At 70.5% G+C, this 12,148-nt stretch carries 9 protein-coding genes and 2 pseudogenes; 7 read left to right on the forward strand and 4 right to left on the reverse strand.

Annotated elements, in window-relative coordinates:
- Positions 1–177 precede the first annotated feature (177 nt).
- Positions 178–1,437: a type VII secretion protein EccE gene (gene eccE, locus ABD198_RS29535; RefSeq protein WP_344007621.1), complete on the reverse strand. Its 1,260-nt coding sequence runs from the start codon at positions 1,435–1,437 to the stop codon at positions 178–180.
- A 267-nt stretch (positions 1,438–1,704) separates the two neighbouring features.
- Between eccE and eccB the strand changes: the two genes are divergently transcribed.
- The 7 genes from eccB to ABD198_RS29570 all read left to right on the forward strand — a co-directional run bounded on the left by eccB (position 1,705) and on the right by ABD198_RS29570 (position 9,078).
- Positions 1,705–3,240, forward strand: coding sequence for a type VII secretion protein EccB (gene eccB, locus ABD198_RS29540; protein WP_344007623.1), 1,536 nt, complete (start codon positions 1,705–1,707; stop codon positions 3,238–3,240).
- Positions 3,241–3,253: 13 nt separating this feature from the next.
- Positions 3,254–4,516: a type VII secretion-associated serine protease mycosin gene (gene mycP, locus ABD198_RS29545; RefSeq protein WP_344007626.1), complete on the forward strand. Its 1,263-nt coding sequence runs from the start codon at positions 3,254–3,256 to the stop codon at positions 4,514–4,516.
- A gap of 278 nt (positions 4,517–4,794) precedes the next feature.
- Entirely contained in the window at positions 4,795–5,232 is a 438-nt protein-coding gene (locus ABD198_RS29550) for a hypothetical protein (RefSeq protein WP_344007629.1), read from the forward strand.
- Complete coding sequence (locus tag ABD198_RS29555) at positions 5,232–6,986, forward strand: WXG100 family type VII secretion target (protein ID WP_344007631.1); 1,755 nt, start codon at positions 5,232–5,234, stop codon at positions 6,984–6,986. The genes ABD198_RS29550 and ABD198_RS29555 overlap by 1 nt, the downstream gene beginning before the upstream one ends.
- A 104-nt stretch (positions 6,987–7,090) precedes the next feature.
- Positions 7,091–8,287 carry a S8 family serine peptidase gene (locus ABD198_RS29560; protein WP_344007633.1) on the forward strand — a complete coding sequence of 399 codons (1,197 nt, stop codon included), beginning with the start codon at positions 7,091–7,093 and terminating at the stop codon, positions 8,285–8,287.
- Between the two features lie 91 nt (positions 8,288–8,378).
- Positions 8,379–8,720 (forward strand): WXG100 family type VII secretion target, encoded by a 342-nt coding sequence (locus ABD198_RS29565; RefSeq protein ID WP_344007635.1) that lies wholly within the window; start codon positions 8,379–8,381, stop codon positions 8,718–8,720.
- Positions 8,721–8,775: 55 nt separating this feature from the next.
- A complete protein-coding gene (locus ABD198_RS29570) occupies positions 8,776–9,078 on the forward strand; it encodes a WXG100 family type VII secretion target (RefSeq protein ID WP_344007638.1) in 303 nt (100 codons plus the stop codon).
- Positions 9,079–9,289: 211 nt separating this feature from the next.
- Here the strand turns inward: ABD198_RS29570 and ABD198_RS29575 are convergent.
- From ABD198_RS29575 to ABD198_RS29580, 3 genes and pseudogenes are all read right to left on the reverse strand, one after another.
- A pseudogene (locus tag ABD198_RS29575) lies at positions 9,290–10,264 on the reverse strand (ISL3 family transposase).
- Between the two features lie 106 nt (positions 10,265–10,370).
- Positions 10,371–10,565, reverse strand: a pseudogene (locus ABD198_RS30875) (transposase family protein); the annotation flags it as partial.
- Between the two features lie 190 nt (positions 10,566–10,755).
- A complete protein-coding gene (locus ABD198_RS29580; protein ID WP_344007640.1) occupies positions 10,756–11,523 on the reverse strand; it encodes a transposase in 768 nt (255 codons plus the stop codon).
- Between the last annotated feature and the right edge of the window lie 625 nt (positions 11,524–12,148).

The following is a 12,148-nucleotide window of genomic DNA, read 5'->3' on the forward strand; positions in this document are numbered from 1 at the left end:
GGCCCCCCGCCTTGGCGCCCTGGAGCCGGGCGCCCGCGGGCTGCGCGCCCGCCGGGGGCCGGACCGCTCCACCGGGACCCACCGGGCCGGGCGCCACCGGGCCCGCCGGTGCCGCCGGACTCCCCGTCGCCCCCGCCGTCCCCGCCGTCCCTGTCGACGCCGTCGTTCTCATCGCCGTCACCGAACACCTCCGAGGGGCAGAGTGGCCAGTACGCCGGGCACCTGCTCCCGGTCCAGCCGGGCCAGCGCCGCGCCCGACGACCGGGCGGCGCCCTCCAGCGCCCGCCGTGCCGCGGTCAGTTCGTCGGCGCTGCGCCCGGTCACCCGCACATGACCGCGCAGCGACACATCCCGCCCGTCCCCGGGCGCCACGGTGACGCTGACCGTGGTGGCCAGTGCGGGCACCGCCGTGATCCGCGCGACGAACTGCGGCAGCGAGGAGCCGCCGCCACCGCCCAGCGCGGGCCACTTGCGCACCCAGTACGTGGTGTGCCTGCGGTTGTCGCAGCGCCAGCTGCGGCTCGACTCCTCGGTGCGCCGCTCCTGCCGGTCCGTGCGGCCTGCCTCGGCCGTCACCAGCGGGTTGGCGCAGGCCGAGGTGGCGATGGCCGAGGTCAGCTCCTCCTCGTCCAGCACGGCGGCGCGGAAGCCGGCGCCGGTGAGACGGCTGACGAGATGGTCGGCGGCGCGCACCACGCACTTCTGCGCGCCCACCAGACCGCCGCCCCTGGCCGCCACCGCCTCCGGGCACAGCTCCGGGGCGAGCTTCAGCGCGATCCAGGTGATGCGGACCGCGGGCGCGCCGGTCTGCTCCTGCAGCGGGGCGTAGTTGCTGACGGCGACCGACTGGCGCGGCAGATGCAGCGCCGGGGCCGGCTGGGTGTGCAGGACCACCTGCGCCGACTCCAGGCGGATGTCGTCCACCTCCAGCGCGTCCCGCACCAGGGCCAGCGGCAGCGGGCGCCGGCTGCGCTCGGCGCGCAGCGCCGTGGCGTCGGCCTCCACCTGGACCACGGCGGTGACGAAGGTCCCGTCCCCGACGAGCCCGACCGGCCGCCGGTCCCGGCCCTTGTACGAGTAGGTGCGCAGGGCCGGATCGCACTCCACGGCCGGCGCCAGGCCCGGCTCGGTGCCCGGCGGGATCACCAGCGCCGCGGCGTGCTTCCGCCGGGTGCGCAGGGCGCGCGCCGTGGCCAGCCACTCGGGCAGCGAACGCCCCCTGCGGCGCATGACGGCGAGCAGCACCAGGGCGACGGCGACCGCTCCGGCGACCCCCACGGCCACCGGGCCGAGGACCCAGCCCACGAGGAGGACGGCGGCCGCCAGTTCCAGCAGAACGATCCGTTGCAGCCGGAACGATCCGGAACCGCCCGCGCGCAGCCTGAGTTGGGGACCGCCCTGCGTGGCCGCCCCCGCCCGCGTTCCGGACGCCGTCACGTACCATCCCCCCAAATTGCTCATCAACCGCCGTAGTTCAGGCACGCACACCTGATCACACAAGGCCCAGGCACCCTACCCGCTCCCCGAGTCGTCCCGCGCACCAGGCATAGTAGGGGCCACGCCCGAGATCGACGGGCGGGCGGCCGCCGCCCTGCGTCGTGCGTCCACCGCCCGGCCCGGCATGGGTGAAGACGCTGGAACACGGTCGGCCACGGGCGGGGACACGGCCGGACTCGGGCCGGACACGGGGAGAGACAGGCACCAATGGCATCGCGGCGGGATCAGCTCAACGCCTACACCTTCGCGAAGCGCCGCTTGCTCGCGGCCTTCGTCCAGTCGTCCCCGCACGGCTCGGACGAGGGAGCCCCGCGGCCCCTGCGCGGCATCCTGCCCGGCCTGATCATCGGCGTGATCGTGATGGCCGTCTTCGGCGCCTGGGGCATGTTCCGGCCCACGGCACCGAAGGGCTGGGACACTCCGGCCGAGAAGGTGATCATCGCCAGCAAGTCGACCACCCGCTACGTCGTCCTGAAGACCGGCGACCGGGTCCAGCTGCACCCGGTGCTCAACATGGCCTCCGCCAAGCTCCTCCTCGCCCCCGGCAAGGGAGACGTCGTCACCGTCAGCGAGAAGGTCCTGGACAGCGGCAAGATCCCGCACGGCGTCACCATCGGCATCCCCTACGCACCGGACCGCCTGCCCTCCGCGCAGGAGGCGGGCACCGCCAAGCGGTGGGTGGTCTGCGAGCGGCCCAGCGCCGGCGGCCGGTCCATCCAGAAGGCCGCGCTGGTCCTCGCCGACCGGGAGCAGCGGCTGACCGACGGCAAGCAGCGGCTGACCGAGGGCGAACTCCTCTACGCCGCCGACCCCCAGGGCAAGCGCTACGTCGTGGACGCGGGCGGCACGGCCTACCGGATCGACCGCCTCGACACCGGCGCCGGCCTCGAACTGCTGCTGCGCACCGTCGTCGGCTCCGGACGCAAGCCCCAGCAGGTCTCCCGCGAATGGCTCGCCACCCTCCACCAGGGCGACCCCATCACCTTCCCCGAGATCGGCCAGACCCCGGGCACCCCCGCCGGCGCCCCCGGCCAACTGGACGCCACCGCCAACCGGGTCGGCATGGTCCTCAAGGCCTTCGACAACAACAAGGTCCAGTACTACGTCGTCCTGCCCGGCCGGGTCGCGCCCGTCTCCGCCTTCGTCGCCCAACTCCTGCTGTTCAGCGAGGACCTGGCCCAGCTCGGCCAGGCCGGCAAGCCGCTGGAGGTGAGCCCCGGCGCCATCGTCCCCGGCAAGCCCTTCGGCACCGAGCACCGCTGGCCCACCGGCAAGCCCCGCGCCGTCAACCAGGCCTCCCCCGGCAAGGGCAAGCGCAACACCGTCTGCAACGTGCTGCGTGGCGTCGGCGCCAACGGCACCACCACCCTGAGCACCTGGGCGGGCCAGGACTTCCCGGCGGACCTGCCGGCCGGCTCCACCAGCGCCTACGTCACCCCCGGCTCCGGACAGCTCTACCGCCAGTTCCAGGGCACCCAGACCAAGGCGGGCCCCGTCTTCCTGGTCACCGACACCGGCCTGCGCTACGTGCTGCAGTCCAACGCCGACAGCGCCACCGACGACGCCGGCATCGGCGTCTCCGAGCAGGAGCGCAAGGAACTCGAACGCGAGGCCCAGCAGGCCCAGACCCGCCTCGGCTACGCCGACGTCGACCCCGCCCCGATCCCCGCCGCCTGGTCCGCGTTCCTGCCCACCGGCCCCCGTCTGTCCACCGCCGCGGCCCGGCAGCCGCAGGGCTCCTGACGGGAGGCAGCCGATGCGGCACACACGTTCCCTCGTACGCACCCTGGCGATCACCGCGACCCTGCTGGTCACCACGCTGGGGATCGCCGCCCCCGCCGCGGCCGACGACTCCTTCACCGACGAGTGCGCCTACCCCAACAAGGTCTACCCGGGCCGCCCCTGGTACCTGCAGCGCGTGCAACTCGACGAGGTCTGGCGCCAGTCCAGGGGCAGGAACGTCCGGGTCGCCGTCATCGACACCGGCGTCGACGTCAAGAACCCCCAGCTGAAGAACGCCGTGGACGTCAAGAGCGGGCGCAACCTCCTGCCCAAGGACCTCAAGGACGAGGACGGCAACCCCGTCGAGCGCGGCAGCGAGAACGGCACCACCGACACCGTGGGCCACGGCACCAAGGTCGCCGGCATCATCGCCGCCCGGCCCGACGGCAAGACCGGCTTCGTCGGGCTGGCACCCGAGGCGACCATCATCCCCATCCAGCAGAACGACGCCGAGGGCCACGGCGACACCGCCACCCTCGCCGCCGCCATCCGCCACGCCATTCAGGCCGAGGCGGACGTCATCAACATCTCCCAGGACACCGCGGACGCCGCCGAACCCGACCCCGGTCTCAAGGCCGCCGTCGACGAGGCCCTCGCCCGCGAGATCGTCATCGTCGCCTCCGCGGGCAACGACGGCCTCGGCGGCAACGTCAAGAAGACCTACCCCGCCTCCTACGAGGGCGTCCTCGCCGTCGCCGCCTCCGACCGCAACAACGAACGCGCCTCCTTCTCCCAGTCCGGCGACTTCGTCGATGTGGCGGCACCCGGCGTCGACATCATCTCCACCGTCCCCAAGGGCGGCCACTGCCTCGACAACGGCACCAGCTTCTCCGCCCCGTACGTCGCGGGACTCGCCGCCCTCATCAAGTCCAAGCACCCCGACTGGACACGGCGTCAGATCGTCGCCCAGATCGAACAGACCGCGGAACGCACCATCGCCGGCCGCGACCGGCTCGTCGGCTGGGGAGTCGTCGACCCGGTCCGCGCCCTCACCGAGGACACCCGCCCCATCGAGTCCCCCCGCCCCCAGGAGGGCCTGGCCCGCGCCAAGGCCCCCTCCGCCGCCGAACTCCCCCTCGGCGAGACCCCCGACGAGCGCAACGCACGCCTCGCCACCTATGTCTCCGTCGGGGCCGCGGTGCTGGTGGCGGGCCTCGCCGGAGCGGCGGTGGCGATCAGGGACGCGCGCCGGCGGGCCGGTAAACAGGGTGTTCACCATGGCCACTCTGCAATGTGACGAACATCGCTCCGGCGCGGACGAGTGCGTGCGTGGCCGGAAAACGTACTGATCAGGCGAGGGGAAGGGGTACAAAGCGCACCTTCTTCGCGGCATCGGCGGCTTTGCAGAAGGAAGTTGGGCTGTCGGTGCCAGTGATTAGAGTGGTGCCGATGTGATCATGTCTGCTGCACTGGGACCACTTGTTTGCCCGTACCGCAGCACGGCATCGCGGCATCACCGCCGCACCACGCAGAACAAACGGGGCCACAACGGGGACACGGGGAGGACGGCAGAGGATGCTGCCTGCAGAGGGGGGCGGAGGCGGCGGCGCGGACCTGCGCCGCGGCGTCATGGCGCTCTCGACCTTCAAGAAGCGCATCGACGACCTGCTCACCGCCTTCGAGGCATCGGCGGGCGGATCGTCCAACGTCGGCAGGTGCAGCCTGCCCCAGACCGCCTTCGGCAGCGGAGCCTTCCCGGAGGGCACGATGCTGCACCGCGAGTACGAGCGCGTGCACGAGCGGATCACCGCGCTCTCCAAGTCCCTCGCCCTCCAGCTCGAGGCCATGCAGATCGCCGTCCACGGGGTGGACGTCAACTTCGACAACCTCGAGGAAGAGCAGCGCCGCCGCTTCCACGAGATCCGGACCACCATCAACGAGCAGTACGAGAAGGCGCTGGAGACGCAGCCCGAGCGGAGGAACCGCGCCGACCGGACGGACGCGGGGTACTGATGAGCGGCGAGAAGAACACACCGGACCCGTACACGCAGGCCCAGGCGCAGAACGGCACGCTCGACGCCGTCATGCAGATGGGCAAGGTCCTCAACCCCTTCGGTGGGACCCCCGGGCGAGGCATCCACTTCGGCCGCACCAGCTTCGAGGGCTACGACCTCAACGACATGATCGACATCGTCGAGTCCGCCAACCCGGAGCTGCTGGAGGCCGCGGGCACGGCCCTGGTCGCCGCCCGTGACGCCATCAAGGAGGCCGCCGAGGAACTCAAGGGCAACCTCCCCGGCATCGACTGGCAGGGCGAGGCCCACACCGCCTTCGACCGCTGGGCCCAGAGCCTGGTCAAGACGGCCGAGGGCGTGGGCGACTACGCGGACGTCATCGGCACCCAGGTCCTCGCCGCCGGCGCGGGCCTCGCCTCGGTCCGCGCGTCCATGCCCCCGCGTGACACCCGCAGCGAGCGCAAGACCGTCGACGACATTCCCGAGTCGAAGCGGGTCGAGAGCAACGAGGAGTACGCGGCGGCGCTCAAGGCGGAGAAGAACCGCCAGGAGGCCATCAACCAGATGTACCGCCTGGCGTCGTTCTACACGGTGTCGGCCGGCTATATGCAGCAGGCCGAGGAGCCGGTGTTCCCGAAGATGCCGGATGTGGGGGTGCCTCCGCCGAACGACGTGTACCGGGTCGAGGACCCGGGCGTCGGAGGCGCCGGGAACCCGTCATTGGCGCCGGCTGACGACAAGGCCACTGCTGATCGGCGCTCAGCAGCGACCGCGGTCGGGGAGTCAGGGCCGGATGTGAAAATGCCGGTGAGCGGCCCGGTAGACGCCCTCGCTCCGCGACCGGCGGGCACGGAGATCAACAGTGTCGGTACGTTGCCGCCTCAGGAAGCCGTGAAACCGACCACCGGCACCCCGCCATCGATCGGCGGTCCCCCGGCTGCCACGGGAGCCGTGCCGCCGCCCATGGCTCCTACTGGTCCTTCCCCGGCATCCCGTGGTCCGCTGGGACGCGCAACCGGCCCCGGTGGCGTTCCGGCGACGAGGATGCCTCCGTCGGCGATCCCCGGCCGGGCAGGGGCTCCGACAGGCGCTGTGCCACCCAAGGGACCGGGCCCTGTCGGGCAGGGCCCGCGTCCTGCCGTACAGGGACCGGGACCGGTGGGGAGCCGCGGAGGCGACCGCGCCGTGCCCACGGGGCGTACGGTCACCCCCGGACAGGCAGTTCCGCGGTCAACCGGGCCGGGGACGCGTGGCATCGTCGGCGGCATGCCGAAGCCGGTCGGCCCTGTGACCGGCCACGCCGCCGGCGCGCCGAAGGGCTCCGCTGGAGCGACTGGGGTCCCCGCCGCCGGCCGCAGCGCCGGTGTCGTCGGCGGTCGGCCCGTCACGGGCCCTACGCCGGGCAGCGCGGCCGGCCGGAACAGCTCCAAGCTGCCTCGCGGCACCGTCATCGGCGGCGAAGGCACACCCACCCCCCGCACGACTGGAGGACAGAAGCGCGGGCAGCACGGGGTGATCGGAGCGCCTTCCGCGTCACCGCAGGCGGAGCGCTCGTCCCGTCGTTCCCCCGGCAACGCCGACGGAGTCGTCGGAGTGCCCAGGGCGACAGGGCAGCCCGGCTCAAGGACACGCGACCGTGTCGGAGGCACCGACGCGGCACGTGGTGATGCACGCAACTCGGGCGCACGCGACGGTCGTTCGCGGCGCGACGAACGACGCGACGACCAGTCCGCGACCGGTCGGCCGGACTGAAGCGAGGACAGGCAGAAGCAATGGTCTCAAGGTTCAAGGGATGCTCGAGGCGGAGCGTGGGCCGACCGGGGCCTCTCGGGAGGCGAGTCGCGAGTGTCGCTTCGGTGCTCAGCACCGTGGCGATCCTGTCGGCAGGTCTGGCGCCCGAGGCCGCTGCCGCGGACGTCCGGTCCCAGCAGTGGTACCTGTCGGCCATGAAGGCCGAGGAGATGTGGAAGGTCAGCACGGGCAAGGGCGTGAAGGTCGCGGTCGTCGACAGCGGCGTCAACTCGAACACGCCGTCGCTGCAGGGCCAAGTGCTGACCAACGAGGTCCCGAAAGCGCTCAGCTACAAGGCCACTGAGGACTACAGCGGCCACGGCACCACCATGGCGGAGCTGATCGCCGGTACCGGAAAGGGCGATGGGCTGCAGGGCCTCGCCCCGGACGCCAAGATTGTCCCTTATCGCATTGCGATGACTGACCTCGATGCAGAAGAGGCCAAGAAGGCGCCGGACATACCGAAGGTGATCAGGGCGATCGCCGACAGTGACGTCAAGATCATCAACATGTCCTTCGGCACCAAAATCGACTGGCCTGGACTCGATGAAGCGGTGAAGTACGCACACGAAAAGGGCAAGTTGCTCTTCGCCGGTACGGGCAACGACGCGGAGAAGGACGGGAAGATCGCCTACCCGGCCCGCTACCCCTACGTCGTGGGTGTTGCCGCTTCCGACGAGTCCGGCAAGGTCGGCGAGTTCTCCGAGTACGGCAACTACGTCGACCTGGCTGCCCCCGGCCTGAAGGTACCGGCGTGGTGCGACAAGACATTCCGCCGCTACTGCACCGACAGGCGGGGCACGAGCATGGCCACGGCCATCGCCTCCGCCTCCGCCGCCCTCGTTTGGTCCGCCCACCCCGACTGGACGGCCAACCAGGTCCTCGGCAGCCTCATAGACACCGCCGGCCGTGACTGGGCCCGCGACAACCCGAGCGTCTACCTCGGCTACGGCCTGATCCGCCCCCGCAAGGTGCTGGAGAAGAAGAACTACCAGCCCGGCCCGCCGAACACCGACCCCCTCGCCAAGGAGAACGTCAGAGGAGTCGTCGACGCCGACGGTGAACCGGTGAGCGCCTCCAAGGAGCCGAAACCGGATCCCTCGAAGGACACCACCGCCAACGGGGACCGCACCTCAGAGACGGCCTCCGGCGCGGAAAAGTCCGACAACACCACGCTGTGGGTGACGGTGGGCGCCGCTGCGGCCCTGCTGGTCATCGGAGGCGGCGCCTTCGCGGCGTACCGCTCCCGCCGAGGCGCCTGACCGCTCACCTCTCCTCCCGACCGCTCTCCGACCCACTGCACACCCCCGCACCCTTCCTGCATCCACCACCTCTCACGAAAGGGACGCCGACATGGCTGACGGCCGCAAGCTATACGAGGCCCAGGTACAGAAGCTCCAGACGAACGTCATCGACCGCTACGACTCGATCCGGGCCTCGCTCGCCCGCCTCCAGGGCACGATCGACATGATCGAGCGGAACTGGACGGGTCAGGGTGCTGTCGCCTTCGACAAGAAGCAGACCGAGATCAACACCCACATGGCCGCCATCGGCCGCATGCTGGACGACTTCCTCGAGGGCATCCAGCTGAACAAGACCGACAAGCGCAAGCTCGAGGACCAGATCGAGGCCGACATCGCCCAGATCTCGGTGGAGGACCTCGGCGGCAAGACCTCCGCGCTCAGCAAGTACTGACCAGGGTCACCACGCCCCGACACCCACCACCGGCCCTCAGAGAAACGAGGAAGACATGCCCGCTCCCCACTACGACGAACTCGCCGTCAAGTACGGCACGATGGACGCGCTCGCGACCGAGCTCGGCGACCAGGCCAAGAAGCTGGAGGAGGACCTCCAGGCCCTCAAGAAGGCCGTACTGGACGCAGCCGCGGGCTGGGGCGGTGAAGCCTACGAGGAGTTCACCAAGAAGACCAAGGAGTGGGACCGCCACGCCTCCGCCATCCACCAGGCCCTGGTGTCGATCGGCAAGCGCGTCGGCGCCGCCGGCGGTGACTACCGAGGCGGCGACCTGAAGGGCGCGAGCTACTTCATGTAGCAGGTCGGTCCGCAAACCGTACGGACGACGACAGGGTGGACATGCGCGGGAGATGTCCACCCTGTTTCGTGTCACGTCCGGTTCTCGGACGGCCCGTATGGCTGACGCAACCTCAGTCCCAATGCCGGCCACGAGTCGCGGCGCGGGTGGCTATCGACCAACCACCAAGTGCGTTGAGGGTCTTCCAACCACCAAGTGCGTTGCAGGGTCTTCAAAGTTGAGCGGTGCGGAGGTGTCCTCGAGCTCGACGAGTCGTGACGCAGCGTGTGCGTAGTCGCTGGTTCGTTGCGTTGCGGAACCCGAAGGCGGCGCGGGCGACGAGCTTGATGACGCGGTTGATGCCCTTGCTTTTGGCGTTGCTGTGTCCGGTGTCGATGAACGCGGCGATCTCTGGCCATCAGCGGTCCACGGTGGTGGCGAGGGTACGTACTTCCGGGATGCCGGCGTCCGCGCACCAGGTGAGGAACTTGTAGCGGGCCTGGCCGATGCGGTGGCGGTCGGCGCCGGTGCGGGCCAGAGCGAGGAGGGTGCGCAGGCTTTCCTTGGCGATCCAGGCGGTCAGCAGGGTCTGTCCGATCTTCCCCTCGTCCAGCAGTGGGTTCCACATCGTCGCGAACTGCTTGTCGGTGAGGTCCTCGCGGTTGCGCAGGAGTCGCCTGCGGGCCTTCCATTCCGGGTCGGTGGCGCGTCCGCGTCGTCCGCGGATCTCGGCGGTGGTGCGGCGCCGGACCAGGGACAGCATCTTGTTCGCGAGCTGCACGATGTGGAAGTGGTCGACCACGACGACGGCGTTCGGCAGGCCGGTGCGGATCGCGGCCCGGTAGGTGGCCGACATGTCGATGGCGACGTGCCGGATGCTGTTGCGCCAGGTCAGGGGTGCGGTGGACAGCCAGGCCAGCACATCGGCGACGGTGCGGCCCTCGACCTGGCCGAGCAAGCCACCGACACCCAGCGCGTCGACGAACCCGGTGTGCCACCGGTCCCTGGTCAGCCGCCACTTGCCGCTGTCGGGGTCCTGTTCCCAGCGGGGCCGTCCGCGCCGGGTCTCGTCGATGCCCAGCACCCCGACCTCGGGCAGCGGCGCTTCGACGACCTCGCGGGCAACGGCCTTGAAGGCGTCCATCACGGTCGGCCAGGACAGATGCAGATCGCGGGCGGCCTGGATGACCGTGGAGCGAGCCGCCATCCCGTATCCGACGTCCGGCCGTACTCCGTAGCCTCCCCGTCAGCCGGGCGCCGGCCGGGATCTGCGGGATCTGCTCGGTGAACGACTTGCGAGGACAGGCCGGCTCGCGGCACCACCAGCGCCGCTTGTGCCACACGAACTCCAGCCCGCGCTCGCCATAAGGGAGATCCCGAGGCCGGGTGGTCGCAGAGCCCTTCACCCGGGACGCGAAGACCCCGCAGGCCGGACAGGCCCGGGCCGATGCATCCGCCGTGGCCAGATGGACCCGGCGCCCACCGTCCTCGCACCGCTCGACCCGCATGACGGACACCCCGTCGAGGTCCAGCAACAACGTCGTATCGTTGACCAAGCCCGTGGCTCCCCCGTGATCCTTCTGCGTCGAGAACAGAAATGATCACCCAGGACCACGGGCGTCCTACATCCAGGGCCAACAACCACCACACCCAATACAGACCGTGACGGACAGTCAGCGTCCGCCGTCCCTGCACCGCTCAACTTCGAAGACCCACCATGGTGGCGTGCGGGAGACCGGTGCGGACGGCAGCCCGATAGGTGGTCGACATGTCGATGGCGACGTGACGGATGGTCTTCCTCCATTCCAGCGGCGTGGTGGCGAGCCAGGCCAGTACGTCCGCGACGGTGCGGCCCTCGACCTGGCCGAGCAGGCCACCGGTGCCGAGTGCGTCGACGAAGCCGGTGTGCCACCGGTCGCGGACCAGCTGCCACTTGCCGGTAGTGGGGTCCTGTTCCCAGCGCGGCCGTCCGCCCCGGGTCTCGTCGATGCCCAGCACCTCCACCTCGGGCAGGGGTGCCTCGGTGACCTCGCGGGCCTGGGTGCGGAAGCCGTCCATCACCGTCGGCCAGGACAGGTGCAGGTCTCGGGCGGCCTGAATGACAGTGGACCCGGCGTCACGTATCCGGCGCCCGGCGGCACTGCGCAGCCGCATGGTGATCCGCGCGCCGGACGGTATTTGCGGGATCTGCTCGGTGAACGACCGGCGCGGGCAGGTGGGCTCCCGGCACCACCAGCGGCGCTTGTGCCAGCGGAACTCCAGCCGGCTCTCGCCGTACGGCAGATCGCGGGGCCGGGTGACTGCGGAGCCCTTCACCCGGGTGGCGAAGACCCCGCAGGCCGGGCATGCCCGGGTTGTCTCATCGGTCGTGACCAGGTGGATTCGGCGTGTCCCGTCGGCCAGCCGCTCGACCTGCGTGACGGACACCCCGTCGAGGTCGAGCAGCAACGTCGTATCGTTGAGCAAGCCCGTGGCTCCTGCGTGATCGTTCTGCGTCGAGAACAGAAATGATCAGGCAAGGCCACGGGCACCCTGCGTCCAGGGCCGAGCCACCGATCCGCTACAGAGCGTGACGCCACGTCAGTAAGCCGAATCATTGCACCGCTCAACTTCGAAGACCCCCTAACCCTGGCTGACCAGCAACTTCCCGTCCCTGCGAGCAGCACCACCCCGACCGGAGCCGTGGAACCCGGCGCCCACCCGACGCGACAGCCGGGCCATCAGCCCGCCCACCCGCAGGAATCTCCGCCCCGAACGAGCCGAAAGGGTCCGTCAGCAAGCTGACGGACCCTCATGCAAGATCGAGGCTAGTTTCTTCAGCAAAGTGGCCCCTGTTCCCTGGGCTGGTGCCGACGGAACGGCTCACACCCGAGTGAGTGCATACTGCCCGGTCGATCGCCTCAGGACGGGCAGCCGAGCTTCTTCTTGTACGCTTCGAAGTAGGGCGGGCCGAGCTTCTCGAGAAGGGGTTGGGTCTTCTCGTTCCAGCGAAGGTCATTGACGGCCACGGCTACGCAGGGCGATTGCAAAGTTCGTTGATCGTGTGTTGGTGCAGGTCAGTTGAGTCCGAGGACGGTCAGTGGCCGCTCGT

Origin of the sequence: Streptomyces thermocarboxydovorans, assembly GCF_039524635.1 — a bacterium.
In the GTDB taxonomy this organism is placed as follows: domain Bacteria; phylum Actinomycetota; class Actinomycetes; order Streptomycetales; family Streptomycetaceae; genus Streptomyces; species Streptomyces thermocarboxydovorans.